The sequence below is a fragment of the Natrinema gelatinilyticum genome (assembly GCF_024266705.1).
Lineage (GTDB): Archaea > Halobacteriota > Halobacteria > Halobacteriales > Natrialbaceae > Natrinema > Natrinema gelatinilyticum.
In genome coordinates this window covers 3,006,197-3,030,660 of sequence record NZ_CP100756.1, presented here as the reverse complement: position 1 = coordinate 3,030,660, position 24,464 = coordinate 3,006,197, and the positions used below count along the sequence as shown (strand labels likewise).

The window sequence follows — 24,464 nt, the reverse complement described above, 5'->3', positions numbered from 1 at the left end:
GGTGTTATTCGTCGTCCTCTGCGAGTGCTGCGCGGATGGAACGCTGGACGGTGCGGCCAGCGGGAGTCTCCGGGCGGTATGCGCCGCCGGTGAAGACCTCGCCCGTTTCTTCGTTCTTCCAGATGCCGGTGCCGACGCGGGTGACGTCGTCGCCGTCGACTTCGGCGTGTTCCATGTTGTCTTCGATTTCGCTGACGCGACGGCGGGCGACGCGGCCGTAGCGAGCACCGAAGCGGCCAGCGCTACCGACCTGTCCTTTCTTGGCCATAGTAGTGCTGTCTATCGCCAGCGGATTCTTAAACCTGTTGAGTCACGTCGGTTCGGACGGAGCTCGAGTGGCGTGCCCGCGCGTCAGCGATCGAGGGTGTGGACCCGAGTCCGATCACAGGAAACCGCCGAGGCGCTCGGCGGCCGGCCACGCAAGCAGTTCCAGAAAGACGAGCGCGAGCGCAGCACCGTATCCGACCGGTGCGAGTGGTGCGGCGAGCAAACTCGTGCCAATACCCGTCATCACGATCAGCATCCGCGTTGCCAGGCCGCTCACGGCGAGCAGCGGAATCAGGGTCAAAACGACATCCGGTCGCTCGAGCATAGCTAATTATATCTAATTACACCCGCCCCATTAATGCTGGGACAACCAGCAGCACCTGACGCCTCCATCGGCCTGGTACACTCGTCGGCCGATGAGCCTCCCGTTCGCGGAACCAACAGCGGTCCCCGAAATCCGATCCTACTGGAATTCCGCATCCGCCAGGACATCGTTGAGATCGGTACGAATTCGCTCGCCCATCTCCCGATCGCGGGCAGTCGTCACGATGCGATTTTCCTGGACGCTCGAGCCATCCCTGATGAGCATGCGGACGTTGCCGCCGTCGTCGGCACGGGTGACCTTCGCCCGCAGCCCTGACTGCGATCCCTTCCCGCCGGCGTCGATGGGGCCCGGAATCACCTTCTTGACGTGGGGATGGCCTGCGACAGTCTGGATGGCTTGCATTCCCGATCGACCCCCGATGAGCGTCGTGTGACTGCCGCCGATTTTCTCGGCCGGTGGCGTCTCGACGACGTCGAGCGCGCGATCGCCGCGACGGTCGAGGACCGCCCGGACGGGGTCGTCGTCGTCGACGCGATAGAAGGAGTGATGGACGTCCTCGCGGACGGCGCGGATCACCGCCCGCGTCCCACCGGCGTAGACTTCCTCGGGTCGCTTCCGTTGGATTTCGTCGCCGATCAATCCCGCAAAGTTACGGAGTTCGACGGGTTCGTTCTCGCCCTCTTCCGGGGTCGTGGTAATGGTCGTTTCGCCGAGTACCGACTCGTCGACGTCGCCCGGTGTCCTCGTGTCGACCGGGCCGTCGTCCTCGTCTGCGAGCATCGTGATGGTCGCCCTATCGCGCGCCGCCTCGAGAACGACCGCCGCGGTGTTGGCTTCCCGACAGACCAGACAGAAGTCTCCGGGTTTCTCGAGGGACGATGCGCAGTGGCGACACTCCATACGCGGGATTGAACGTCGGCGTGTAAAACGGACGTGTTTTTCGGTCGTCCCGACGGAATCCTGAATCTCTCCGTGGGTCGGTCCGCCGGCATCAAAGAAGGTCTCCGAGAATCCTCCGAACCGGTTCCGTATCGACGACCTCGTACGGGACCCGGAGCGGGGAGACCGACACTCGTTCGTCGAGTACCGCGTGGCGGTCGGTGTCCTCGGGATCCGGAATGTCCCGATTCGCCATCTGCTGCCAGAGTCGATTGGTCAACTGGAACCCGCCGTTCTCGTGGGTCGCGTCCATCTCGTAGACCCTCGTCGGACGCGTAACCGCAAAGCCGTTTGGCTCGCAATCCGGTCGGGGAACGTTGACGTTCAGGTAATCGACGCGGTCGAACAGCCCGGTTCCGGGTGCGCCATCTACGAGGGCCGCAGCGACCTCACCTGCCCGCTCGAAGTTCGCAGGCTCGAGATCCTCGTCGTAGCCGAGCGTATCCATCGAGATCGCGATCGACGGGGTTTCGAGGAACGCCGCTTCCATGGCAGCGCTGACGGTACCCGACCGGGAGAAGACGTACGCCCCGAGATTCGCCCCCGAATTACAGCCGGAGACGACGATATCGGGCGCCGGCTCGAGGGCGTTGACGCCGACGATGGTGCAATCACAGGGGGTGCCGTCGACGGCGTAGCCGAGTTCGTGGTCGGTGTGGGGGACCGGCACGGTGAACGCGCTGTCGGACAGATTGATCGAGAGGTCGTCCCCGGTCGACGACTGCGTCCGGCCGTAGGACAGCGATCGGCCGACCGCGCTTCGATTTCGATCCGGCGCGACGACGGTGACCGTGCCGACCGTTGAGAGCGCGTCCGCAAGCCCGCGAATCCCGGGCGCGTCGATCCCGTCGTCGTTCGTCAGGAGAATGTGTGGCGCTGAGTCCAGTTCCATTGCCGTACTCCTCGTCTAGCGAGCGACCCACCTATCAGTTCGGTTTGGCAATTCGGAATTCACGTCGATGAACCGTCGATCGCATCAGCGAGTTTCGCTCCGCAAGCTGGACAGTACCGCGATCCCTCCGCGACGACCGCATCACAGTCGGGACAGGCGACCCCTCCGTTCAGTTCCGCGTCGACCTCGAGGGCGTCGCCGCAGGATGGGCAATAGTCCGCGGCCGCCGGGACGTCCATTCCGCAGGATGGGCACCTGTCGCCGTCCTCCCAGAGAACGCGACGGCGAGATTTCGAAACGTAATTGTAGGCCGCCCAGACGACGTTGCCGATCCCGAGCGAGAACCAGAACGTGAGCAGCGCAACGAGAACGTGCGAGCCGACGGAACCGACCTCCCGGTCGACCATCACGACGCGATCCGGCGTTTCGTCCTCGATTTGCCAGCCCTGTGCGACGAGGTCGTCGATCTCGCGCTGTAGCCGTTTGGTGCGCATGGTGATCGTAGGGGAAGTGCGAGTAAAAGGCTGTCAGCCCCACTTCGAGTGACGGGCGAGTGAGGGAACGCAGACGGACGACGGACGACGACGAAGACGGATGACAAATTGTGTGTGACGCGCGAGGCAACGGTTTACATCGCTACGGAACATCTAGCCAGTATGATCGGAGTCGGCCATTGGATGCCAATCGTCTCGCTGCTCGGGCAGACGGACCCGGGCATCAACGTCGACATCGGACCCACCAACGGCCTTCTCGGCGGTGCTGTCGGAGCGTTCCTGACTACGCTCGTGGTCGGCGCGATCCTGGTGGCTGTCGTCCCCGGGTACACTGAACGAACGATGGCGACCGTCCTCGAGGACCCGGTGGGCTCGTTCACGTACGGGATCGTCTCGCTACTTGTGGTGACCGTCGTGATGGTCGTACTGGTCATCACCATCGTGGGGGTCCTGGTCGCGGTCCCGCTTTTGCTCCTGGCATATCTCGTGTGGTCGATCGGCGCGGCGATCGCCTATCTTGCGATTGCACAGCGGCTGGTCGGACGCGACGACGGCTGGCTGAAGCCACTGCTGGTCGCTGCAGCCCTCAACGGTCTCCTCGTGTTGACCGCCGTCGGCGGCATTCTGTCGATCTGTATCGGTGCCGCCGGCTTCGGCGCAGTCCTTCGGCGGTACCTCGCGTAGCGGGCCCATTGTCGGATCGATCACTGGTGCGAGATTTCGCTCCCGACTCCGACGACTTCATGCACAGCTGATTCTGGTCGGAGGGGGAACTCTACACCGGTTAGTCATTTCACCAGCGCCGGAATTTTGTTCCACACTACCACCGTGCAAAATCACAATTCGTATCGAGTATGCCTGTGAGAGGGGTTATTCGTCCACTGGGGTTTCCCACAGGAGGATGACACCTGACCCGACGATAAGGACTGCTCCTCCAATGGCTAATGCAAATAGTGGAGATACGTAATCCGAAATAACGCCGCTCCCAAGTTGGAACGGAACAACTGCCAAACCACTGACCATCGCCATGGCACTCAACACAGTCGCCCGCCCGAGTGTTTCGATGCGATCGTTAACATACTGTCCTGCGAATGTTCGCGTGACATCTGCTAGCCCCCGAGCAACGAGGAACGTCGGAAGAGCGAGAACAGGAACGAAGTACATACCAATGAGCGCTGCGCCGACGATGAACGGAAGAATGAAGAACCACATCCGAATGCCGAAGAAGTCCTTGATTGCACCGGTGTAGTAGCTGAGAATCGCACCAACGAAACTGTACGCCGCATAGAACCATCCAAGGAGCGATTCGACTCGATCAGGAGAGATGCCCAAATCGACAACGATGGTCCGGAATATCGGTTGAAGGAAGATAAATACGAGATACGTCACGGCAGCATAGAGGACGTAATAATAGAGGATGAATGCCCGAAGATTCCGTTGAGACAGTGCTTCTTTAGCGATAGTAACGGTTCGTCGAAAACTCAATTCGTCCGTGTTCGTCTTCTCGTACGTCTCCGGTTCGTCCAGTGTGAGTAGCACTATCGCGCCGAGTCCGGTGACGGAGGCAGCAACGAACCACGGGTACGAGAGATCGACACGTCCCAGATATCCCCCAACGATAGCTGCACCAGCCCCAACAGCGAGAGATGCGGATTCACCGCGACCGCGAACGTGTGCAAACTCATCTTCCGAGAGATCGTCCGTGAGCGCGTCGTAGAGCCACGCATCCTCACTTCCCGATCTGAAATTGTACCCCATAGACCAGCAGACATAGAGAACGGCCAACGTGAGAAACGACCCAGCGAGACCGATTCCGAGCAGTGTAACGGAAATAAGCACCGTCCCGATGAGCAGGCTAGTCCGCCGACCGACGCGATCCCCGATGTACCCAGTCGGCATCTCACCAAACAGTGTTGTGAGGTTGTATATTGCTTCGAGAATTGCGATCTGCGTGAAGGTGAGCCCCTGTGCGAGAAAGAAGAGGTACATAATCGGTCGATAAAACTCGACAGCTTTGGTAGACTTGTAGAGGTAGTATTTGATGACACGTCCACGTGTCGACCCTTGCCAGCGAAACACAGCGGGAATGTTCACCTGTCGAGTATGGCGACGCGGTACTCAATTATGTTCTGTTATTCTGATTCTGTGAAATCGCAATACCGACTTTCTACAGGTGGTGCAAGCCGAGTGCCTCGGGGTCGTACGGATATCGGAGATTTCCGTGACTACGCGGAGCGACGCTCCGCGAGGTCTGCGAGACCGAGGCGCTCGCTGACGAGACGCGTCGCATCTCGAGCCACGTGACCCCGAGGCGGTTCACGAAGCGCTTCTCGTGGTATCGCATCTGCGAACCAGGCTCTCGGATTCTGATGTTCGAGCTTCTTCTCTCCCGGGACGTCATACGGACTACTGTACGTCATTGCCGGTGCAACCGCGACCGTCCTGCGAGTGCACTGGTACATCGGTACAGCAGACCGTATCAGGGATTGGCCGACAGCGAGTCGTCTTTCGTGACGAGGAGGTCCTCGAGGACGAGGACGTCGAGACCCATCCCGTAGAAATCTTTGAGCGCCTCTACCGGAGTGTTAACGATCGGTTCTCCGTGATCGTTAAACGAGGTGTTGAGGAGAACGGGAACGTCGGTAATGTCCTCGAACTCCCGGAGCAACTGGTAATATCGCGGGTTCTGTTCTCTGCCAACGGTCTGGGGGCGCGTGGTGTTATCTGCGGGGTGGAGAACCGCGCTCACGTCGTCACGGCGCTCCGGTGAAACGTCGAACGTGTTGATCATATACGGCGATTCGGTTGCGTTTTCCAGGTACTCGTCGGCCGCCGATTCGATCATCGACGGCGCGAACGGACGCCACCCCTCACGGTGTTTGACGAACTCGTTGACTCGGTCACGGGACGCATCGGTTCGCGGGTCCGCGAGAATGCTTCGATTGCCGAGCGCTCGAGGGCCCAGTTCGAGTCGCCCCTGGAACCAGCCGACCAGCGCCCCGTCGGCAAGTAATTCGGCGACGACTCGTTCGAGATCCGACGGCTCGGCATATTCCACTTTGTTCGTCTCGAGCAGCGATCGAATCTGTTCGGTGTCGTACTTGGGGCCCAGATACACGTTCGTCAGCGGCTCGACCTGATCCGGACGCTGGTCGATCCAGCCCCCGCCGAGCGCGAGTCCGGCGTCGTGGGCGACCGGCTGGACGAACAGGTCGTCAACTGACGGGTGCTCCATGACGGCTTTGTTGAGCTTACAGTTGAGGACGACACCCCCTGCGAGCCCAACGTTCCCGGTTTCGACGCGGTCGATGTACTCGTCGACGATGGCGGTGACCGATTCCTCGAGCAGTTTCTGTGTGGTGTGGGCGAGGTTCTTTTCGAACTGGTCGAACTCGTCGGTGGTGGTCGACCGCGGTCGATCGAACATGTCCTCGAGCGTTCGAACCCCGTGATCCGTCCCCCATCGACCGGTAAGCGACGTGACGTCGTAATCGACCCCAGTTTCGATTTCGTCTCTGAGACGACGCTCGATGTCCGGATCGTCCTCGCCGTAGGGAGCGAGTCCCATCACTTTCCCCTCGCCGTTGAACATCCGATACCCGAGATATTCAGTGATTGCCGCGTAGAACAGTCCCCAGCTGTTCGGATGGTCGTAGGTTCGGAGACGAGAGAGACCGTCGGCAGTCGCGTGCCAGATGACGGTCGAATCGTATTCCCCCTTCGCGTCGACGGTCAGTACGAGGGCTTCGTCGAACGACGACGGGTGGAACGCGCTGACCGCGTGACAGGCGTGGTGCGACCGACATTCGATGGGCGGGAGCGGCGTCCCGATTCGTTCGAGTCGCGATTCGACCTGCCGGGTCGGCAGGAATCGAGAAACGAGCTGATCTTTGGCCACGTTGAACAGGTGCGATACGGTCCGAAGCGTGCCGTCATTCGGGACCGTATTGCCCAGATAATGACCGAGGATTTTCGTTCTGAGTCGAGGATCGTACGGCAACACGATCTTTTGGAGGTCCGTGAGTTCGATTCCCTCGCTCTCGAGACAGGCCCGTATCGCTTTCTCAGGAAAGGTGTCTGGGGCGTGTTTGTCACGGGTCAGCCGTTCTTCTTCGATTGCAAATCGAAGATTCCCGTCGGCGAAGAGAGCGGCACTCGGGTCGTGTTGCCCGTAGAGCCCGATCGCTGGCTTAAATGAAAGGATATAGGCCATATATTAGAAAGTCTATCTGCTATTAAGTAAGTTTCGTTAGACTGGCATATCACATCGATAATTCGCACGGCGGTCGGTCCATTTGGTCACCATCCCCGTTGCTGGCCGAGGGGCAGCGTTCCAATCGAAACTGACGGGCCGCCGCCTCGGAAGAACCTACGCTACAGCCATCGAAGATGTTGAATCTAGCCGTCTGATTGGTACGGTGCGACCATCTGCGGACCGAGACGGTTCCACGAGCGGGTGGATGCAGATTCGCCACCGCATGCTCGAGAAACCCGGTTCTGCGGCCAGTAACACGTAATTGGGTGGAATTCGAGTCTCGAGGTCGATAGTGTTTACTGGCAATCATCAACAGAGATACTGTGGATAATCGTGTGTTACTTTTCACGGAATTACATAAATCGCAAAACTGCATGCTCGCGTATCGCCCGCCAGAGAATTCGACTGGGACGGCATCGCCGGTATCGTCGGAAAATCCGTCGGAAACGAACAGAACCACGTTCAGCTGAGGGAAACCGGATCGACCTTCAGGTATTCCCGGCAGACGACCGTCGCGTACGAACCCTTCGGTAGCGCGAACTCGAAGGTGAGCGGATCAGTCTCGAGGTGGAGGTCTGTCCGAACGAGAATCGCGCGACGCGTCCCGGTCGAGTGGAATGTGCCGGGCAGGTCGAAGTCGGCAGGCTCGAGGTCGAGTTCGTCGAGGACCGATCGCTCGATCACCCCCTGTTCGCCGTCGGCGAGCTCGGTTTCGGTGCCGACTAACGGTGCGGTGACGAACGCCCGACCTCGCTCGCAGTGGCGGGTGACGGACGTAACCCGACGCTCGTCGACGCGCTGGAGCCGCTCCGTGTTGGGTAGTTCGAGCGCGTCCGGAGCGTTGGTATCAGAAAAGCAGGCCACGTCTCCGGCGACGGGACGATCGAACGGCAGCCCCCGTTCGACGCGTTCACTCAGCATTAGATTGAATGCGTAGGACTGGACGGCGTGGACGAACAACCGCTGGAGGTTCGAGGGGACGCGTTCGAGGGCCGTGCGGAACTCGTCGGGACCGGGTTCGCCGTCGCTCTCGGCGAGTGCGTGGATCATCGAGCGCTCGTACCGGAGTCGATGGGGAACGCGCTCGAGCGCTTCCTGCCAGTCCCGAGTTTCTTCGACGAAGGCCCGGGCTTCCCGCGTTCGCTCCGGTTCGGCTTCAGTCGGGTTCCCGAGGTACGTCATCACCGCTCCCTCCCAGTCGCCGCGAGCAATCGCGAGGCCGACCTCGTGTGTCACCGGTCGGCGGCTACCGAAGCGCTGCTGGCCGAAGAAATTGGGGACGCCGATCGAGACCGCAGACCCACCATCCGCGTCACCACGAGCCGCTGGATCGAGCCCACCGAACGTTCGCAGTTCGTCAGAGATCGCCGTCGCATTGTCCGGCCGCATAGGATCGCTGACCACGAGTTCGAACTCGTTCCCTGCGAGGTCGCCGAACTCGAGACCCCGGCCAGCGCGGCCGAGTACCGTCACGTCGACCCCCGATATGTCAGGCAGGTCTTCGGGATCGGCCCCATAGACCGAAAACAGCTGTGTCGTCACGGCGTACTTGTCCTTCGTGCCGGCCCAATCGATCCGTTCCCGGGACATTCCGAGCGCGTCCGAGAGCCGTGCGGCGAAGTCGTTCGTGTCCCACCCGCGGAGTGTCGCACGGAAGACGAGATGCGGATAGGCGTCCGCCGACGCATCGAGCGGTTCGGTGTCGAAGCGTTCGAGTTCGCGCACCCGAAAGTGGTCGTCCTGCTCGCGCAGGTGGCCGCCGACGCCCTCGGTATCGCTGACGTAGTATTCCATGCCGACGGCTTGCTCGGTTGGGTGGGCTGGGCGCATACTGGTTGCCGGGAGATTCGGGAGGCGAACCTAAATCGGTTCGTTCTCGAGAAGGCCCGCCAGTACTCCGTCGAAACGGCGACAGCGGCTGAACCGGAGAATCGTCGCCGTCAATCCGTCCGCGGAATCGACCGTGCACCCAGCGCGAAGGCGAAGAGGGCCACGACGGCCAGAATCACGAGGTTCGCGACGACGGCATCGATCCCCGCGATTTCGGCCGGCTCTGCGCCAGGGAACGTCGCAGCCCGGACGCCGCGGGCGAAATAGGTGAGCGGCGAGAGGTTCACCAGCGGGCCGAACCAGCCGGGGAGTTGCTCGAGTGAGATGAACGTCTCGGAGAGAAAGAGGAGCGGGAGTCCAATCGCGTTGCTCGCCGCGACCGCACCGTCCTGCGAATCAGTGTAGCTGCCGAGCATCGCGCCGACGCCGCAGAAGCAGACGACGCCCACCAGTACGTACGGTATAAGCAGCAGTGAGACGGTGATTTCCGCCCCGGTCAGGACGACCACGAGACCGAGAATGAGCAGGCTCGCGAGCCCGATGATGACGGCGTTGACGGCGGTCTGGGCGAGCAGCCACTCCGCGCGGGACAGCGGCGTCGTCGCGAGCTTCTCGAATCGGCTGCCCTCCCGGTGGCGCGCGACTTCGCTGCCCATCCGAGACAGGGGTGTGAAGAGAACGACCACGGCGAGATAGCCCGGCACGTAGAAGGCAGGTGGCTCCGTAAACAGCCCCTCTCCGGTCGGGTCCGTTCGGACCAGTGCTCCGAAAATAACGATCAGGATCACCGGGAAGAAAAAGGTAAAAAATACCGCGGTCCGTCGGCGGACGAACGACCGCCACCCCGCGCTGGTCTCCGCACGCACGCGTCCAAATCGACTCACGCGGTCTCACCCGTCTGCGTGAGCGTTCCCTCATCGACTCCGCCGTCCCCACCCTCGAGCCGGTCGGTCCGCTCGCGTTCCGCGGCGTCAGCCAGTGTGAGATACACGTCTTCGAGGTCGGGTTCGGACCACGAGAGCTCGGTGTATTCGAGGGTGTGGGCCTCGAGGTAGTCGACGACGACCCCAATTTCGACGGGCTCGATGTCGCGGACGACGACAGCGTTCTCCGGGTTCCGACCCCGGTCGCGTTCCGGACGTTCGACCAGATATCCGAGATCGGCGAACGCTTCGAGGGAGGCCGCCGTTTCGATCGTCAGTCGGCTCGAGCCGCCGTGTTCGCGGACGAGTTCCTCGGGCGACCCCTGCGCGACGAGGCGTCCGTCGGCGAGCAGGCCGACGCGGTCGGCCAGTCGCTCAGCTTCCGCCATATCGTGCGTCGTCAGGACGACGGTCGTCCCGCCGTCAGCGAGTTCCTCGATCAGTCGCCAGACAGTGCGTCGGCCGGCGGGGTCGATACCGGTCGTCGGCTCGTCGAGGAAGAGCAGATCGGGGTCGTTGACCAGTGCGGACCCGACGCAGACACGGCGCTGTTGGCCCCCGGAGAGGTCCCTGTACCAGGTCCCGCCGGCGTCGACGAGACCGACGGCAGCGAGCACGTCGTCGGAATCGCGAGCGTCGTCGTAGAGTCCCGCGTAATAGGCCAGGAGTTCACGGGCACTGAGCCTCCCCGGCGGCGAAAACTCCTGCGGGAGAACACCGATCCGGTCACGATCGACGGCCGTCGGTGACTCGCCGAAGATCTGTGCAGAACCGCCGTCCGGATCGGTCGTTCCTGTCAGTGCACGCACGAGCGTCGTCTTGCCGGCTCCGTTCGGGCCGATCAGCGCGAAGACCTCACCTCGCTCGACCGAGAGCGAGGCCCCCGCCAGCGCGACCGTCTCGCCGTAGGTCTTCTCGAGGTCGGTCGCGACGATTGCGGCTGCCATACAGGTGATTTTCAGGGAGTGCGGGTAAGGAGTTCGATTTCGAGAGTAACGATCGACCAGCCGCGGTCCCTGACGACGTCGCCGACGCTCACGAGGGCCAGCGTCGGAACGGGGCTGGCCCTCGTGTCTACGGTCTGTTGTACCAATGTACCGGTGAAACCGCGACCGTCCTGCGATTGCACCGGTAATGACGTACAGTAGTCCGTATCAGATCATCCGCTCGGCGAGCAACCCCTCTCGACCTCGGACCCCAGGACCGCCGCGGACTCCGGGGATCGACGAGTTCGTCGGCGCCGCTGGTGGTGAGAGAGCGATGGGAGCGGCGGGGGCGATGGAAGCGACACCGCCCGCCACGGGTGGGGTGCTGGCCGAAAGCGGTGGGTCGACGATGGTGTGGCCAGCGGGAAACGATAAACATCGGAAAATTTAAAGCTTTGGTCGGCGCTCCCGGGCCCCGAGCGGGTCGGACAACTGGGAGCCGGTAGCGCGGCGCCACTGGTGGGACCGCAGTCGCCGCTCGCCGTCGGGCGAGTTGTTCTCGGCACCCGGTCCACGGTGGACGGTCGATCAGAGGATCGCTTCGGGCACGTCCTCGGACTCGACCACGTGGGGGTGGCTGCCCGTCGGGATCCGTGCAACCTCCTCCTGGTCCGCGTAGCTGATGACCGAGACCTCGTTATCTCTCCGGACGGGGACGAATGCGTGCACGCCATCGGGGGTCGTCTGGACCCAGTAGGGGTACTCCCCGACTGGGATCGTCTCGACCAGTTCGAGATCGCGCCGGCGCACGATGGCGACGTACCAGCCGGTGGTCGCCGCGACGCAGATGTACTTCCCGTCGCCGGAGAGCCCGATCCCGTGGTGGGCGGACTGGGCGGGGTAGTCGCGCTCGTCCTCCGGGACGTGCTCGGTCTTGGGCAGGTGTTTCGTGCGGGTGATCCGGTCCTCGACGGAGTCGTACTCGTGGAACCCGTGGAAATACGAGACCTGGACGTAGATCTTCCGACCGTCGTGGGTGACTGCCATCGGCCGCACCCCGTTCTCGAAGTCCATGGTCCGCAGGACCTGCATCGACTCGGGATCCATGAACGTGAGCTGGTGTTCGAGGGGGTCGCCGGTCGTCGCGTCCGGGAACAGCATGTTCCCGAGACTACCGTTGATCAACACCTCCCCCGAGCCCAAGGTCGGGATCCGGTGGTAGTGGATGCCGTGGGGCAGGTCCCGTACCATCCCCCGGGCCACGATGGCCCCCGTCTCGGTGTCGATTTTGTCGATCTGATCCATCGTGAGGTCGGAGGTGTAGAGGTAGTCGCCGTCGGACGAGATGAGCTGGTGGTCGGCGCGGAACCCCTCGAGCTCCGTCTCCCACAGCTTCTCGCCCGTTTCGATGTCAACGGCGATGACGTCACCGACGTGGCCTCGGGCGGCGTACAGCGTCCGCCCGTCCGGCGAGACGTTGGCGTGTTCGAGATAGTTGTCCCGGACGAGGGTGTTCAAGAGCACGGGCTCGACCTGGTCGACCGCGTCGTTCAGTGCGTCCTCCTTGTCCTGGTCGGGGTAGACGTCGATCGATCGGATGTGTTCGAAGGTGTCCGCGTCGACCAGGGTGACCGCCCCGTCCTTCGCACACCCGGTGAACATCACGGTCCGTGTCGCGGTCCGGGCCCCGGCGGGCATGCCCGGAACCGCACTGAGCGCGGCGACCGTCCCGACGGCGACGCCGCTCCGCAGTAACGCCCGCCGGGACGGTCCGGGTCCACTCCCTGTGTCGCCGGCGGTGTCGGTCGCTCGATTCGATTCGTCCTGACCGCTCGCCCACTGGAACGCCGTCCGATCGGGATCGCTCATTGGTGTCGTCCGTCCTCCTGGAGATTACCGTGCTGGACACCATCCGAGCCCACCGCCTTAGCTCGACCTCCTGGTATACTCGACGGATTAAGGGCTCGGACGGCTCGAGCGACCGGCCGCACCACTCCGGCGGCGGACAGTCCGTGAACGTCGAGCCGAGCGTCAGCGACCGTCCGCGGACCGGGTCAGCCGGGGGCCGGTCCACTGTTGGAGGTCAGGTCGTGGGTAGTAGCGGTCGCGTTCGCCCAGCCTGAACGTCACGCTGTGGTCGTAGACGTCGACGACCTGCAGGGCCACGCCCCGTTCCGACGCTGGCCCTCGTGTCTACGGTCTGCTGTACCAGTGTACCGGTGCACCTGCAGGACGGCCGCGGTTGCACCGGCAATGACGTACAGTAGTCCGCCGTCGACCATGACACGTTCCATCTTCTCGTCCGGAACGCCGGTGGCGTGGTCGTCGGTGGACCGATCCGGGTCGTGTGCAAGGCTGCCCTCGCAGGCTCAACCGTTACCCGCCGGTCAGTGCTACCAAATCGGGAATGCCAAAACTCGGATACACCCTCTCGAGCGAAGAGTTCGGTCCGACGGAACTCGTCGATATCGCCCGCAGCGCCGAAGACGTGGGCTTCGATTTCGTCTCCATCTCGGACCACTTCCATCCGTGGATTTCTGCGCAGGGCGAGTCGCCGTTCGTCTGGTCCACGCTGGGTGGAATCGCGGAAGCGACAGACGAGATTGAGGTCGGCACCGGCGTCACCTGTCCGACGACCCGGATCCATCCGGTCAACGTCGCCCACGCGGTCGCCACCGTGGACGAGATGCTCGGCGACCGGTTCACGTTCGGCGTCGGCACGGGAGAGAACCTGAACGAACACGTCACGGGCGAACGCTGGCCCGAACACGACGTCCGCCTCGAGAAACTGGAGGAGGCGATGAACGCAATGCGGAAACTGTGGACGGGCAAGACGACGAGCCACCACGGCGAGCACTATACGATCGAGAACGCGCAACTGTTCACCGTGCCCGACGAGCAGCCGACGACGATCGCCAGCGCGTTCGGGACCCAGACCGCCCAGTGGACGGCCGATCACGCCGACGGCCTCTGGTGCTCCGGGCCGAGAGAAGAGCCGGTCGAGGCGTACGAAGAGGCTGGCGGCGACGGACCGACGTTCACGCAACTACACGGCTGCTACGCCGAAACCGAGGACGAAGCGATCGACACCGTCTACGAGCAGTGGCCGAACGGGTCGATCCCGGGCGAACTCGGCCAGGAGCTGTCGACCCCGGCCCACTTCAAGCAGGCCGCCCAGATGGTCGATCGGGAAGATATCGCCGAGTCGGGAACGACCACCGATCCCGATCCGCAGGCCCACATCGACAGTATCGAGAACGCGCTCGACGCCGGCTACGACCACGTCTACTTCCACCAGATCGGGCCCGATCAGGATATGGCGCTCGAGTTCTACGCGGAGGAAGTCCTGCCCTCGTTCTGACTACTCGGTCGCGAGCGCGACGAAACGATTGATCGCCTCGTCGCTCCCCGCGACGATCAGGGTGTCGTCCTCGAGGACGGTAAATTCCGGGCCGAGGTCCGTCAATAGCTCATCACCGCGTTCGGCCGCGACGACTGTACACCCGGTCCGCGCCCGCAGGTCGACGTCGCCGAGGCTTCGGTCGGCGATCTGTGGTGTGGCCGTCCGGACAAGTTCGAACTGCGTCTCCGGCGTCAGTATCTCCTCGTCTTCGATCAGGACGGACGCGAGCATCCGACCGGTTACCGTCGACAACGAGAGGACGTACTCCGCCCCAGCCCGGTAGAGCTTGGGAATGTTCTTCGGCTCGTTCGCTCGCGCAATGATTTCGATGTTGGGTGCCACCTGTTTCAGGATCAGTGTCGCGTAGATCGTCGTCGCATCGTCGTCGAGGGTGAGAATGATCGACCGAGAATCGTCGACGGCGGCGGACTCGAGATCGTTCTCGGTGGTGACGTCCCCGACGATATCGACACCCGGCATCTCCTCGTGATCGATGACGCAGGTTGTGACGCCGTCGTCTGCGAGGGTTTCTACTGCCGTTCGGCCGACGGCGCCGTACCCGCCGACGACAACCCGATCACGACGATGTCGCAAGGTCGACACGGTCCGCGTTTTCAGTTCCGAGAGGTCGTCGCGCCGGCCCGCGACGAGCAAAATCGTGTTCCCGTCGACTCGGTGGTCAGGACCGGGAACGGGGACGAACTCGCCGTTGAACCATGCGCCGATGACGGTGATCCCCATCCGATCTCGAATACCAGACTCGGGTATCGTCTGGCCGACCAGGTCGCTTTGCTCCTGGACGAGCAGTTCGGTCACCGCGAGCTCCTCGCTGACCTCGATCGTGTCGCGGAGTTCGGCCGAGACGGTCGTCGTCGCCTTTCGCGCGAGGCTCTGGCCGAGCACCCGCCGCGGACGAACGATCTCGTCGGCACCGGCGTACCGGTGATAGCTCGCGACGTCCTCGTTTTCGGCGACGCTGACGATCCTGAGGTCGCTCGAGAGTTCGCGCGCGGTGAGGATCACTATCGCGTTGGTCTCGTCGTCGACGTCGGTGACGAGTGCGTGGGCCTCGGCGGCGTTCGCCGCGCGAAGCGTCTCCTCCTGGTCGAGTTCGCCGTATATCGCGTCGGTGCCCTCCCGACTGAGATCGACGACGAGTTCGGGGTCGTCGTCGACGAACACGTACGGCACGTTCGCCGCCTCGAGTTCCTCTGCGAGGACGTCCGACCGCGGCGTGTACGAGCAGATTACGACGTGGTCGGAGAGGTCGGTCGTCTCCGGCGGCCGATCCTCGAGGGCCTCCCGAAACAGAGGAACGACGATGAGCGGCAAGGCGAGGAAGACGAGTGAAACGCCCGTGAGGATCATGCCGATCACAAAGATGTTCATCACGGTGCTGTCCCACGGTGCATCCCCGCCGAATCCGACCGTGGTCAGGGTCTCGACTACGGTCTGGATCGATTCCACGTACGTTTTGTTTTCTCCCTCGAACGCGGCCATCCCCCTCTGGTAGAGTTTCGCGTACACGAGAACCAGACTGAGAACCCCGACCAGCGAGAGGACGATTCGCCGCCACCAGTTGTTCATCACCGGTACGTGACTGCAGAGGGCTTAGTAACTTCGGGAAGCCGTAACGGCTGTATCGGTGTCGGCTCCTCGTTCGGTTCGGCACGTCAGGGATTCACCAGTGCGATAGATTTTACACACTGTGTACGTACACATACACAGACATGGGGACCAAAACGATCTCACTGGCGGACGATGCGTACGAACGACTCCGGGCAGAGAAGCGCGAGAACGAGAGCTTCAGCGACGTCGTTCGTCGGTTGACGGAGGGTGCGACGCTCGAGGAGTACTACGGGGCGTTACGGGAAGACACGGCGGACGAACTGGAAGGGATCGTCTCGCGACGGCGGACCGAGCGGACGAACGAATCGCGTGACCGAGTCGAACGGATCGCGGACGCGCTCGAATGATTCTCGACACCTCGTTTCTCGTCGACGTGCTACGCGGGGAGGAGACGGTGCAAGACGCGGTCAGGTCGATCGACGAGGGCGGCACGGCGCAGGTGAGTCCGGTCACCGTGATGGAACTCTGGGAAGGGATTCACCTCGCGGACTCGTCCGACCGTGAGCGGGGCGTCGTGAAGAATCTGCTCGGTGACGTTCGGGAACTACCGTTCGACAGAGAGTGCGCCACGACTGCTGGTGAAATCAACGCGACGCTGCGGCAAAACGATGCCCCGATCGACGACGCAGACGTGATGATCGCTGCGACCGCACTCGTCAACGACGTCCCGGTCGTGACCGACAACCTCGATCACTTCGAACGAGTCGACGGCCTCGAGATACGTACGTACTGACTGCAACGAACCGATCGCCGCTTCCCGACTTGTTTTGATCCTCGCCGCTGAATCCGACTCCATGGAGTATACGACGCTCGGAAACACGGGGACGACCGTCTCGAAACTCTGCTTCGGAACCTGGCGCTTCGGAAAGGAAAGTGGCGGGACCGTCGAAACGAACCGCGAGGAGGCTCGAGCATTGCTCGACGAGGCATGGGACGCCGGCATCAACTTCATCGACACGGCGAACGTCTATGGCGATCCGGACGGCACGAGCGAGCGCTGGATCGGAGAGTGGTTCGCGGATCGCGACCACCATCGCGAGGACCTCGTCATTGCCTCGAAGGTCTACTTCCCCTTCGACGGCCGGGGTGAACCGGGGCCCAACGACTCCGGCCTCGGCCGGAAGCACATCCGCGCCCAGGTCGAGGGCACTCTCGATCGCCTCGGAACCGACTACCTCGACCTCTACTACATCCACCGCTGGGACGATGACACGCCGATTCGGGAGACGCTCCGGACGCTCACGGAGCTCGTCCGCGAGGGAAAAGTCCACTACCTCGGCGCCTCGAGCATGGCGGCCTGGAAACTCACGAAGGCGCTGTGGGAAAGCGATGTCGAGGGGCTCGAACGTTTCGACGTCACCCAGCCGATGTTCAACGCGGCCGACACGGACGCCGTCGCCGGTTATCTCGAAGTCTGTGCCGACCAGGATATCGCCGTCTGTCCGTACTCGCCGCTCGCTGGCGGCTTCCTCACCGGAAAATACGAACGCGCGGAAGATGGGACCGTGATTGCGCCCGACGGCTCCCGCGGCACCCTCACTGACCTCTTCGAGGACCGATACACGAGTGAGACCGCCTGGAACGTCCTCGAGGCGGTGGAGTCGGTCGCAGACGAGGTCGACGCCACTCCGGCGCAGGTGTCACTGCAGTGGCTGATGGCACAAGAACGCTTTACGTGCGTCCCGATCGTCGGCGCGCGGACGCCCGAGCAACTCGCGGAGAACGTCGGCGCGGTCGAGGTTGACCTCGACGACGACCAGTTCGAGCGCATCGACGAGGCTCGCGGCGGGGCCGGCGGCGGCTATCGCTAACTCGAGGTCACGGTGGGCTCGCGGCGGAGCGATTCAGTCGGCGGTCGGCTCGAGCCCGATCCGATAGTCGGTCAGGTTCTCGTATCCGTCCGCGGTGACGACCACGAGGTCCTCGATGCGGACGCCGCCGACCGCGGGGTCGTAGATGCCGGGTTCGATCGAGATCACGTGACCCGGTTCGAGACCGCCGCCAGACGGCGAGACGCTCGGCTGCTCGTGGATGTCGAGGCCGACGCCGTGGCCGGTGCTGTGAATGAATCCCGTCTCGGCGTTCGGATCGCTCCGGATCGTCGCGTAGCCCGCGTCTTCGATTACGTCGCAGGCGGCGTCGTGGACGTCGGCACCCGTGACGCCGGCCCGAACGGTCTCGAGTGCGGCCTCGTAGGCCGCGAGCGTGACATCGTAGCGCCGCCGAGCCTCCTCACCGGGGTCGCCGCGGGCGAACGTCCGGGTCATGTCCGCGAAGTAGCCCGTGTCCTTGTCCCGCGGGAAAATGTCGATCACGATCAACTCGCCTGACTCGAGCGGCCCGCTGCCCCTGTCGTGGGGATCGGCGCCGTCGGCCCCACAGGCGACGATGGTTTCGTCGAGCCCGCAGCCGTGTCGCAGCAGGGTGATCTCGATTTCCTCCGTGACGCGCTCGCTGGTAAGTGGCGTCCCGTCGCGAACGAGGACGCCGTCGTCGATGTCGGCGGTCGCGATCAGTTCCTCGGCTCGCGCCATCGCCGCTTCGTTGGCCCGCTGGGTCGCTCGAATCTGCTCGACCTCCCAGTCAGTTTTCTTCGCGCGGACGTCAGTCACGATCCCGTCGGGTTCGACCGTCACCTCGAGACCGCGTTCCCGGAGTCCGTCCGCGGTTCCCGTTGGGAAGTTTCGCGGAACGGCGATCGACGAGACCTCGTGTTCCCGACAAAACGCCGCCAGAGTCCGTATTTTCCCCTCGTACTGGCCGTGCTCTGCTACCAGCCGCTGGTACTCGTAGTCCGCACGTCGGGAGACCGAGTCGGCGTTCGCCTCCGATTTCGCGCGGCCGTACTCGAGACCCGAGACGAGCACGTGGACCTCCGAAGCGGTTACTAGCGTCTGGTAGGGATCGGGAGCGCTGAACCCGGAGACGTACCGCTGGTCGGCGTCCGACGCGTCGTCGTCGATCAGGTACCCGTCTAGGCCGGTTTCCGAGAGGTACTCGCGAAGGGGAGTGAGATCAACGTCCACGTTCATGCGAAGGTATCTATCGGGTGGCTACATAATCCCAGGGTTCCGTGTCGCCGGCTGTCGATTCAGACCAACACATTTATGAATTAAGTTAGGACTCTCACACGTATGAATCGCCGGCAGATAGTAGCGATCGGGGCGGCAGTTGCATTCCCCGGCTGTGCAACCACCCCTGACAGCGACGACACGAACGGCGAGCAGCCGACGAGTGACGAACTCCTCGAGTCCGCGATCGAGACGCGCCGTCACATGCACGACCTGACGGCCCGTCGAACCATGCAGGTCGACGCTCCCGATGGGTCGGTCGAAAGAGTCGAGCGTCTCGCACGGGCCCCGCCGGCCAAACAGCGCATCGAGGTAGTCGAGTCGACTGATCCCGACACCCCCGCCGGTTCGGTCACCGTGACGAACCGTGCGACGACGTGGGAGTACAACCCGAAGACCGAAACGGTTGACAAACAGTATCACCCGAACAAGGTCGACACTGACGGGGTCCGACTCGTCCTCGAGGACCTTCGGTCGAATCACGAACTCGGGTACGAGGGCCAGGAGACCGTAAACGGGCGCGATACACACGTTATCGAGACGAAACCGCCGGCGGAAGACGTCGGGCCGACGATCAATCTCGTCGTCGGCGAAACGACCTTCGTCGTCCCGTTGCGAGTGACCGGCGATCCCGAGACGGTGGACGTTTCCCGGACGATCTGGATCGACGACGAGTACCGATATCCGATCAAAGAGCGCAACGTAGTCGCCAAGGACGGCGAGACGCTCCACGAACTGATCGTCACGTACGAGGATCTCTCGATCGATCAGGGGATACAGTCGGGAACGTTCACGTACGAACCGCCGGAGGGTGCGACCGTCGTCACCGACGGGTCCGAGCCCGAAGGAGTCTTCGAGTCGCTGACCGGCGCGGAAGAAATTCTCCCCTACGACCTGCCCGACCCGGACGTGCCGGACGCGTACGTCCTCGATCGAGTTACGGTGATCGAACAGAAGCCGAAGTACGGCGGCACCATCGCGACGCTCTGGTACAACGATCCGAACGTGATCGCGAAAGAACTCTACGTTGCCGTTCGACAACAACAGCGGTTCAATCCCGACGTGCTCGAGCAGATCGAATTCGACGGGCAGACGGCCTACCGACGCGACGGCCGAATTCGGAGCATCTTCTGGACCTGCGACGACCTGAGCTACGAAGTCTCGAGCCTCGTCGACGATTCCCCGCTGCTCGAGATCGCGTCGTCGATCGGCTGTTCGTAGTGCGTCGGGTTCGGGATTTTGACTCGAGCGATGTGCCGGTTCGAACATCGGATTCGCGAACTGTCATCGGGACGAGCCTGTCAGTCGTTCTCGGCCCTTTCCGCTGGCGATTTGATTGGTTTCGACTATCTATCTCTGTCGTAAATTTTCCAAATTTAACAGTAGTTATAAGTCATAAAAGACCATTGGGTAAAACGGAAGCCAGTCTCCAGAAGCGAGGGGGCATCGCTCAAACGCCCCGGGTGGATACAGCACCCGAGACTTGGCTTCCAAACCCGCGAGGGTCCAGGAGCCATGCTTACGTTCATTCCAACGGGATATAAACGTCCCGCACATCATCGAAATCGCAAGACGAGACTAGCTTTTGGTCCAGGATCAGGAGTGAAACAGACCGTGTATAGGGGGTCGGTATGAGTAGCGATCGAGGCCCAGATGACGGCGATAGATCGTCGTCGCTCCCAGACTGTCCGTGCTGTGGCCGGTTGGTGACCAGAATTACGACCACCGGTCCCGAGACCGGTACCGTCGGTCCCTGTGGCTGTTCGGTGACGCCCGATCAAATCATCGCACAGCGCAGGCGTCGGAACGAGCGAGAGGAGGAGTAGATCATCCTCTGCGGTTCACCGAACACCCTCCGGAATACCGTCTGAGGCTGACCGGGCGACGCGGACGAATTCTCTGCGCAGCCACGTTGCTGCCCCTTCGATCTTCGGTGCATCTCTCAGAAAAATATCACTCGAGATCTATATACAATTGCCGTGAAATTCACGGATGGAAGGAATCTGAACCACTATTTTGGAGAGGGTGTTTATTTGACTAACTGCCGAACAGCGCCTATGGTCGGCATCGAGGACCAGTTAATAACCCTCCTCTATCTCCTCGCCATCGCCACCGTTGTCGGGGTCGTCAGTGCGAGACGTGAGCGCATACAGTACACGACCGGTCTCATCGTCACGGGATTGCTCATTTCCGTCGTCGGCTCTCCGGTCGACGTCGAACTCACGTCCGATTTCATCTTGCTCGTCTTACTGCCGATCCTCATTTTCAACGAAGCGGTCAACATCGACCCTCGAGGGTTCCGCGAGAATCTCGTCCCCATTCTCGCCCTCGCCGTCCCGGGACTCCTCGTCTCGATCGCCATCGTCGCCGTCGTGAGTCGGTTTCTGTTCGGGTTCCCGCTGGTGATCGCGATCCTGTTCGGCGTCATCATCATGCCGACCGACCCCGTTTCGGTGCTCGCCACGTTCGACGACATCGGCGCCCCCGAGCGCCTCGCGATCCTCGTCGAGGGCGAGAGCCTCCTGAACGACGGCGTTTCGATCGTGGTCTACTCGTCGGTTCTCGCTATCATCCTCGAGGCGGAATCCGCGGGCGTCGCACTCGGAGAGATGTACACGCACGGCCGGTTCCTATGGGACGTCGGAATCGGTATCACCGTCGCGGTGGTCGGCGGCGCACTCGTCGGTGCTGTAGCCGGATACATCGCCACCGAACTCATCGCCTTTGCGGACGACAGTCTGACCACGATCGTCGTCTCGGTGGGTCTCGCATACGGCGTCTACGTCTTCCTCGACGTTCTCGGCAGCAGCGGCGTCATCGGAACGCTGACTGCCGGAATCTTCCTCGCCTCGCCCAGCGGGGCCACGGAGCTGCCCCCGACGTCGCACTTCACCCTCGAGAACGTCTGGGAATACGCGGCCGTCATCGCGAACACCATCATCTTCGTCGCCATCGGCATCGTCACACCGATCGCTCTCCAGGTCGAGTCCGTTGGGCACGTCCTCGCGGCGATCGTTCTCGTATTTTTCGCGCGCGCCGTCGTCATCTACCCCCTGGTCGAACTGCTCAATCGATGGCTCGTCGACTCGATTCCGCGGTCCTACCAGCACGTATTGACGTGGAGCGGCATTCACGCCTCCGTCTCCATCGCGCTGATCCTGGGCGTCTCCGAAACGGGGGCGATTTCAGACCCCCTCGTGGCACAACTCTCTGCGATGGTCATCGGTGTCGCCGCGTTCACGCTTCTGGTCAATGGCTCGACGATGGGCAGACTTCTCGACCGTTTCGAGATCGGTCAGCGAACGCCGCCCCAGGAACTCTACGAGTCGCTCGTCGGTCGCCTTCACGGCGTCGACGCAGCCCTCGACACTGCAGAGCGACTCCGCGAAGGCGACGAGATTTCGGAGAGCGTCTTCGAGGACGTCACCGCGGTCTACAGACGCGAACGCGCGGAGCTCGAAGCCGCCCTCGAGTCGTTGCTCGACCGGTATCCCGACGTCCGTCGCCACGAGGAACGACTCGGAACCCGGCGCATTCTCGTGGCGGAACACCGGGCCATCAACGAGGCGATACAGCGCGGGGATATAAGCGGAGACGTGGGTGACCGCTTGCTGGACGACGTCAAAGCGAAACTCGACCACGTTCTGACCGACGAGTGGACCGTAACCGAACCGACGCCGACCGACTTTACCCCGTACTGGCGTCAAGAACTCGAGGGAGTTCCCCTCGACGATGGCATTGCGAAGATCCAAACGGGTACATCACGACCGGACGATGGCACAGGATCCGAAGATCGGTAACCGCGGGAACATGTATCACTCGTCGGTATCTCCTCGCGACCGTGGTGTTCGTCTCGCTGGCCATCGCGGGCTACCGCTGCAATCGGACGGAATACCGGATCAGTCTCGTGAATCGCGTCTACCGTACAACCGCACGACACGCAGCTTGGCTGATAAGTGTTGGTACGGAATCTCGACAATTTGAGCACTCTAACCCATGAATTCAGGTATCTAAACGAGGCTGAGAAGATGAATTGAGTGAACTGACATATTTCAAACGATCCGTCCCGAACTAGCCAACCAGTGGAGCTGCGAATTGATTGGTACAGGCCTTAGAAGTAGGAAGGGCGTACTCAACTGAAGGTCCGAACGCTCCCGAGAGACGGGCAGGAAGGCGCTGGTAGGGGGATCACGCGACCTCGACGGAGTAGACCGCGATATCTTCCACTCTCGGACGCTCCTCAAGCGGCTACTTCGTCGGCGGCTTTGATGTTGCTAGTGTTCCGTCGATGGCTAAGGAGGTGCTGAGAAACCCTGTCGAATTACTCGTCCTCGAGTGCAGCGTAGATATCGGCGTGACGGTGTCCGTCAAGCGTCCCCATCTCGAGGGCAATCTCGTGGCGTTCCTCGTCACTCTCGACCGACTGATACCGCTCGTATAGTCGGCAGACTTCTTCACCGACCGTCGCCGAGGAATCGGTACTGGACGCCATCTCTGTATCGAACATACTCGTTGTGTCCCTTTATCAGTTGAGCACAGTAGGTGTTCTCAGGCCACTCGAAGAACACGAGTGGCGTTCGAAGACGACTTCGCTTGTCATTTTCGGGTTTCTTCCTGGTTTGTGAGGCTCTGACTCATAGATTGTGAACTGCCTCGGGGTTTGACCCCGAGGCACTCGCCTTGCTTATTTGTAGATGTCTCATCCGAGGAGATTCTGCAGCGTCATGATGACGAAGAGCACAATCACCGCTTCGGAGATGATCCATGAGTTCTCGTCCATCCAGTCACGAATCTTTGGGAGTGCGGCTTCGGCTCGTTTGCCCAGTGCGAACACGCTGAGCGACGGAAGCGCCAGGATGAAGAGCGTAAGTAGGACGAACCCTGCTGCGTCCGCGACCGGATCGCCATTCGCCGCGAGGTAGGTTCCGACGCTCACCGAGGTGACGATGTCGGTTGGGAAAAAGCCCAACAGGAGGAACCCCAGTCGAAACGAGAACCGTGGCGTCGCCGTGGTCAGCTTGCCCATCCACGCTGGTGGATCTGACACATTCCGTGTCCGATAGGTCCCCACCGCTGCATAGAGGAGGAGAACAAGGACGACGAGATAGAGTAGCTCCTGTGCGCTCGCACCGAGCAGGCTGCCACTACCACTGAGGCTATTCCCGATGAAATACGCGATGATGACGATGAGACTGATGGAGAGGGACGCACCGAAGACGTATGCTATCGAGTTCGTCCGCCACTTTTCGCTCGTGGCGAGGAAGATGGGGGAGAGTATCTGTGGACCTGTAATCATCACCATGACCAACGGGAGAACCTGCAAGAGGCTCATGGCTCGTGCTCGATCTGATCTGATTTGTTCTGTCGGCCGACACCTCCACTTTCGGAGATGAATATCTTGTGCAACATCATCACAGTTCTCTCTCAAGAGAGGTAAGTCGGCAAAGGTAATTAGTGGTGTTGAGGTTACATGAATAAACATCCTATTTCTCACAAGTACTCTATTTACT

At 62.0% G+C, this 24,464-nt stretch carries 27 protein-coding genes; 9 read left to right on the top strand and 18 right to left on the bottom strand.

Features of this window, described 5'->3' with window-relative positions; all coding sequences use genetic code 11:
• Positions 1–4: 4 nt before the first annotated feature.
• From NJU76_RS14845 to NJU76_RS14825, 5 genes are all read right to left on the bottom strand, one after another.
• Entirely contained in the window at positions 5–268 is a 264-nt protein-coding gene (locus NJU76_RS14845) for an eL43 family ribosomal protein (protein ID WP_254523405.1), read from the bottom strand.
• 114 nt (positions 269–382) lie between these two features.
• Positions 383–592, bottom strand: a complete 210-nt coding sequence (locus NJU76_RS14840) for a hypothetical protein (protein ID WP_254530016.1) — start codon at positions 590–592, stop codon at positions 383–385.
• Between the two features lie 138 nt (positions 593–730).
• Positions 731–1,492 carry a DUF2103 domain-containing protein gene (locus tag NJU76_RS14835; RefSeq protein ID WP_254530014.1) on the bottom strand — a complete coding sequence of 254 codons (762 nt, stop codon included), beginning with the start codon at positions 1,490–1,492 and terminating at the stop codon, positions 731–733.
• A gap of 91 nt (positions 1,493–1,583) precedes the next feature.
• Positions 1,584–2,423: a 5'/3'-nucleotidase SurE gene (gene surE, locus NJU76_RS14830; protein ID WP_254530012.1), complete on the bottom strand. Its 840-nt coding sequence runs from the start codon at positions 2,421–2,423 to the stop codon at positions 1,584–1,586.
• A 59-nt stretch (positions 2,424–2,482) separates the two neighbouring features.
• A complete protein-coding gene (locus NJU76_RS14825; RefSeq protein WP_254530010.1) occupies positions 2,483–2,917 on the bottom strand; it encodes a zinc ribbon domain-containing protein in 435 nt (144 codons plus the stop codon).
• Between the two features lie 162 nt (positions 2,918–3,079).
• On the opposite strand from NJU76_RS14825, the gene NJU76_RS14820 reads away from it, so the two are divergent.
• Positions 3,080–3,601, top strand: coding sequence for a DUF8173 domain-containing protein (locus NJU76_RS14820; protein WP_254530008.1), 522 nt, complete (start codon positions 3,080–3,082; stop codon positions 3,599–3,601).
• A gap of 186 nt (positions 3,602–3,787) precedes the next feature.
• Here the strand turns inward: NJU76_RS14820 and NJU76_RS14815 are convergent, their stop codons facing one another.
• The 7 genes from NJU76_RS14815 to NJU76_RS26580 form a co-directional block, all read right to left on the bottom strand.
• Entirely contained in the window at positions 3,788–4,906 is a 1,119-nt protein-coding gene (locus tag NJU76_RS14815) for an MFS transporter (protein WP_345781954.1), read from the bottom strand.
• A 236-nt stretch (positions 4,907–5,142) separates the two neighbouring features.
• Positions 5,143–5,337 carry a hypothetical protein gene (locus NJU76_RS14810; protein WP_254530004.1) on the bottom strand — a complete coding sequence of 65 codons (195 nt, stop codon included), beginning with the start codon at positions 5,335–5,337 and terminating at the stop codon, positions 5,143–5,145.
• A 59-nt stretch (positions 5,338–5,396) separates the two neighbouring features.
• The gene (locus NJU76_RS14805) at positions 5,397–7,130 is read right to left on the bottom strand and encodes a carbamoyltransferase family protein (RefSeq protein ID WP_254530002.1); all 1,734 of its coding nucleotides are present in this window, start codon (positions 7,128–7,130) and stop codon (positions 5,397–5,399) included.
• A 504-nt stretch (positions 7,131–7,634) separates the two neighbouring features.
• Positions 7,635–9,002, bottom strand: coding sequence for a tRNA pseudouridine(13) synthase TruD (truD, locus tag NJU76_RS14800; protein ID WP_254530000.1), 1,368 nt, complete (start codon positions 9,000–9,002; stop codon positions 7,635–7,637).
• A gap of 110 nt (positions 9,003–9,112) precedes the next feature.
• The gene (locus NJU76_RS14795; protein WP_254529998.1) at positions 9,113–9,886 is read right to left on the bottom strand and encodes an ABC transporter permease; all 774 of its coding nucleotides are present in this window, start codon (positions 9,884–9,886) and stop codon (positions 9,113–9,115) included.
• Positions 9,883–10,872 carry an ABC transporter ATP-binding protein gene (locus NJU76_RS14790; RefSeq protein WP_254529996.1) on the bottom strand — a complete coding sequence of 330 codons (990 nt, stop codon included), beginning with the start codon at positions 10,870–10,872 and terminating at the stop codon, positions 9,883–9,885. Before NJU76_RS14790 ends, NJU76_RS14795 begins: the two co-directional genes overlap by 4 nt.
• Before the next feature lie 11 nt (positions 10,873–10,883).
• On the bottom strand, positions 10,884–11,018 hold the full coding sequence (locus NJU76_RS26580) for a hypothetical protein (RefSeq protein ID WP_256566073.1): 135 nt from the start codon (positions 11,016–11,018) through the stop codon (positions 10,884–10,886).
• A gap of 41 nt (positions 11,019–11,059) precedes the next feature.
• On the opposite strand from NJU76_RS26580, the gene NJU76_RS14785 reads away from it, so the two are divergent.
• Positions 11,060–11,302: a hypothetical protein gene (locus tag NJU76_RS14785; RefSeq protein ID WP_254529994.1), complete on the top strand. Its 243-nt coding sequence runs from the start codon at positions 11,060–11,062 to the stop codon at positions 11,300–11,302.
• Positions 11,303–11,439: 137 nt separating this feature from the next.
• On the opposite strand, the gene NJU76_RS14780 is transcribed toward NJU76_RS14785, so the two are convergent.
• Together NJU76_RS14780 and NJU76_RS26575 are read right to left on the bottom strand one after the other, a co-directional pair.
• Entirely contained in the window at positions 11,440–12,720 is a 1,281-nt protein-coding gene (locus NJU76_RS14780) for a YncE family protein (RefSeq protein ID WP_254529992.1), read from the bottom strand.
• Between the two features lie 162 nt (positions 12,721–12,882).
• On the bottom strand, positions 12,883–13,017 hold the full coding sequence (locus NJU76_RS26575; RefSeq protein ID WP_256566072.1) for a hypothetical protein: 135 nt from the start codon (positions 13,015–13,017) through the stop codon (positions 12,883–12,885).
• Between the two features lie 241 nt (positions 13,018–13,258).
• Here NJU76_RS26575 and NJU76_RS14775 point away from each other — a divergent pair, with 241 nt between their 5' ends.
• Positions 13,259–14,212, top strand: coding sequence for a TIGR03557 family F420-dependent LLM class oxidoreductase (locus NJU76_RS14775; protein WP_254529990.1), 954 nt, complete (start codon positions 13,259–13,261; stop codon positions 14,210–14,212).
• On the opposite strand, the gene NJU76_RS14770 is transcribed toward NJU76_RS14775, so the two are convergent.
• Positions 14,213–15,841, bottom strand: a complete 1,629-nt coding sequence (locus tag NJU76_RS14770) for a potassium channel family protein (protein ID WP_254529988.1) — start codon at positions 15,839–15,841, stop codon at positions 14,213–14,215.
• A 143-nt stretch (positions 15,842–15,984) separates the two neighbouring features.
• On the opposite strand from NJU76_RS14770, the gene NJU76_RS14765 reads away from it, so the two are divergent.
• The 3 genes from NJU76_RS14765 to NJU76_RS14755 all read left to right on the top strand — a co-directional run bounded on the left by NJU76_RS14765 (position 15,985) and on the right by NJU76_RS14755 (position 17,694).
• A complete protein-coding gene (locus tag NJU76_RS14765; protein WP_254529986.1) occupies positions 15,985–16,230 on the top strand; it encodes an antitoxin VapB family protein in 246 nt (81 codons plus the stop codon).
• Positions 16,227–16,616: a PIN domain-containing protein gene (locus NJU76_RS14760; protein ID WP_254529984.1), complete on the top strand. Its 390-nt coding sequence runs from the start codon at positions 16,227–16,229 to the stop codon at positions 16,614–16,616. The genes NJU76_RS14765 and NJU76_RS14760 overlap by 4 nt, the downstream gene beginning before the upstream one ends.
• A gap of 61 nt (positions 16,617–16,677) precedes the next feature.
• Complete coding sequence (locus tag NJU76_RS14755) at positions 16,678–17,694, top strand: aldo/keto reductase (RefSeq protein WP_254529982.1); 1,017 nt, start codon at positions 16,678–16,680, stop codon at positions 17,692–17,694.
• Positions 17,695–17,727: 33 nt separating this feature from the next.
• On the opposite strand, the gene NJU76_RS14750 is transcribed toward NJU76_RS14755, so the two are convergent.
• Positions 17,728–18,915 carry a M24 family metallopeptidase gene (locus NJU76_RS14750; protein ID WP_254529980.1) on the bottom strand — a complete coding sequence of 396 codons (1,188 nt, stop codon included), beginning with the start codon at positions 18,913–18,915 and terminating at the stop codon, positions 17,728–17,730.
• Positions 18,916–19,017: 102 nt separating this feature from the next.
• On the opposite strand from NJU76_RS14750, the gene NJU76_RS14745 reads away from it, so the two are divergent.
• The 3 genes from NJU76_RS14745 to NJU76_RS14735 all read left to right on the top strand — a co-directional run bounded on the left by NJU76_RS14745 (position 19,018) and on the right by NJU76_RS14735 (position 22,754).
• A complete protein-coding gene (locus tag NJU76_RS14745) occupies positions 19,018–20,175 on the top strand; it encodes a LolA family protein (protein WP_254529978.1) in 1,158 nt (385 codons plus the stop codon).
• Positions 20,176–20,585: 410 nt separating this feature from the next.
• On the top strand, positions 20,586–20,780 hold the full coding sequence (locus NJU76_RS14740) for a hypothetical protein (RefSeq protein ID WP_254529976.1): 195 nt from the start codon (positions 20,586–20,588) through the stop codon (positions 20,778–20,780).
• Positions 20,781–21,011: 231 nt separating this feature from the next.
• A complete protein-coding gene (locus tag NJU76_RS14735; RefSeq protein WP_254529974.1) occupies positions 21,012–22,754 on the top strand; it encodes a cation:proton antiporter in 1,743 nt (580 codons plus the stop codon).
• A gap of 521 nt (positions 22,755–23,275) precedes the next feature.
• Here NJU76_RS14735 and NJU76_RS14730 read toward each other — a convergent pair.
• Together NJU76_RS14730 and NJU76_RS14725 are read right to left on the bottom strand one after the other, a co-directional pair.
• Positions 23,276–23,461 (bottom strand): hypothetical protein, encoded by a 186-nt coding sequence (locus NJU76_RS14730; protein WP_254532592.1) that lies wholly within the window; start codon positions 23,459–23,461, stop codon positions 23,276–23,278.
• Between the two features lie 192 nt (positions 23,462–23,653).
• Positions 23,654–24,286, bottom strand: a complete 633-nt coding sequence (locus NJU76_RS14725) for a GAP family protein (protein ID WP_254529972.1) — start codon at positions 24,284–24,286, stop codon at positions 23,654–23,656.
• Positions 24,287–24,464 lie beyond the last annotated feature (178 nt).

Excerpts from the sequence above, each read along its gene's own strand:
- NJU76_RS14725 (WP_254529972.1), bottom strand. The coding sequence starts at position 24,286 with ATGAGCCTCTTGCAGGTTCTCCCGTTGGTCATGGTGATGATTACAGGT.
- NJU76_RS14820 (WP_254530008.1), top strand. The coding sequence starts at position 3,080 with ATGATCGGAGTCGGCCATTGGATGCCAATCGTCTCGCTGCTCGGGCAG.
- NJU76_RS14815 (WP_345781954.1), bottom strand. The coding sequence starts at position 4,906 with ATGTACCTCTTCTTTCTCGCACAGGGGCTCACCTTCACGCAGATCGCA.
- NJU76_RS14755 (WP_254529982.1), top strand. The coding sequence starts at position 16,678 with ATGGAGTATACGACGCTCGGAAACACGGGGACGACCGTCTCGAAACTC.
- NJU76_RS14770 (WP_254529988.1), bottom strand. The coding sequence starts at position 15,841 with ATGAACAACTGGTGGCGGCGAATCGTCCTCTCGCTGGTCGGGGTTCTC.
- NJU76_RS14740 (WP_254529976.1), top strand. The coding sequence starts at position 20,586 with ATGAGTAGCGATCGAGGCCCAGATGACGGCGATAGATCGTCGTCGCTC.
- NJU76_RS14730 (WP_254532592.1), bottom strand. The coding sequence starts at position 23,461 with ATGTTCGATACAGAGATGGCGTCCAGTACCGATTCCTCGGCGACGGTC.
- NJU76_RS14810 (WP_254530004.1), bottom strand. The coding sequence starts at position 5,337 with ATGACGTACAGTAGTCCGTATGACGTCCCGGGAGAGAAGAAGCTCGAA.
- NJU76_RS14750 (WP_254529980.1), bottom strand. The coding sequence starts at position 18,915 with ATGAACGTGGACGTTGATCTCACTCCCCTTCGCGAGTACCTCTCGGAA.
- surE (WP_254530012.1), bottom strand. The coding sequence starts at position 2,423 with ATGGAACTGGACTCAGCGCCACACATTCTCCTGACGAACGACGACGGG.
- NJU76_RS14835 (WP_254530014.1), bottom strand. The coding sequence starts at position 1,492 with ATGGAGTGTCGCCACTGCGCATCGTCCCTCGAGAAACCCGGAGACTTC.
- NJU76_RS14845 (WP_254523405.1), bottom strand. The coding sequence starts at position 268 with ATGGCCAAGAAAGGACAGGTCGGTAGCGCTGGCCGCTTCGGTGCTCGC.
- NJU76_RS14825 (WP_254530010.1), bottom strand. The coding sequence starts at position 2,917 with ATGCGCACCAAACGGCTACAGCGCGAGATCGACGACCTCGTCGCACAG.
- truD (WP_254530000.1), bottom strand. The coding sequence starts at position 9,002 with ATGCGCCCAGCCCACCCAACCGAGCAAGCCGTCGGCATGGAATACTAC.
- NJU76_RS14735 (WP_254529974.1), top strand. The coding sequence starts at position 21,012 with ATGGTCGGCATCGAGGACCAGTTAATAACCCTCCTCTATCTCCTCGCC.
- NJU76_RS14745 (WP_254529978.1), top strand. The coding sequence starts at position 19,018 with ATGAATCGCCGGCAGATAGTAGCGATCGGGGCGGCAGTTGCATTCCCC.
- NJU76_RS14785 (WP_254529994.1), top strand. The coding sequence starts at position 11,060 with ATGACGTACAGTAGTCCGTATCAGATCATCCGCTCGGCGAGCAACCCC.
- NJU76_RS14805 (WP_254530002.1), bottom strand. The coding sequence starts at position 7,130 with ATGGCCTATATCCTTTCATTTAAGCCAGCGATCGGGCTCTACGGGCAA.
- NJU76_RS14765 (WP_254529986.1), top strand. The coding sequence starts at position 15,985 with ATGGGGACCAAAACGATCTCACTGGCGGACGATGCGTACGAACGACTC.
- NJU76_RS14790 (WP_254529996.1), bottom strand. The coding sequence starts at position 10,872 with ATGGCAGCCGCAATCGTCGCGACCGACCTCGAGAAGACCTACGGCGAG.
- NJU76_RS14840 (WP_254530016.1), bottom strand. The coding sequence starts at position 592 with ATGCTCGAGCGACCGGATGTCGTTTTGACCCTGATTCCGCTGCTCGCC.
- NJU76_RS14775 (WP_254529990.1), top strand. The coding sequence starts at position 13,259 with ATGCCAAAACTCGGATACACCCTCTCGAGCGAAGAGTTCGGTCCGACG.
- NJU76_RS14780 (WP_254529992.1), bottom strand. The coding sequence starts at position 12,720 with ATGAGCGATCCCGATCGGACGGCGTTCCAGTGGGCGAGCGGTCAGGAC.
- NJU76_RS14760 (WP_254529984.1), top strand. The coding sequence starts at position 16,227 with ATGATTCTCGACACCTCGTTTCTCGTCGACGTGCTACGCGGGGAGGAG.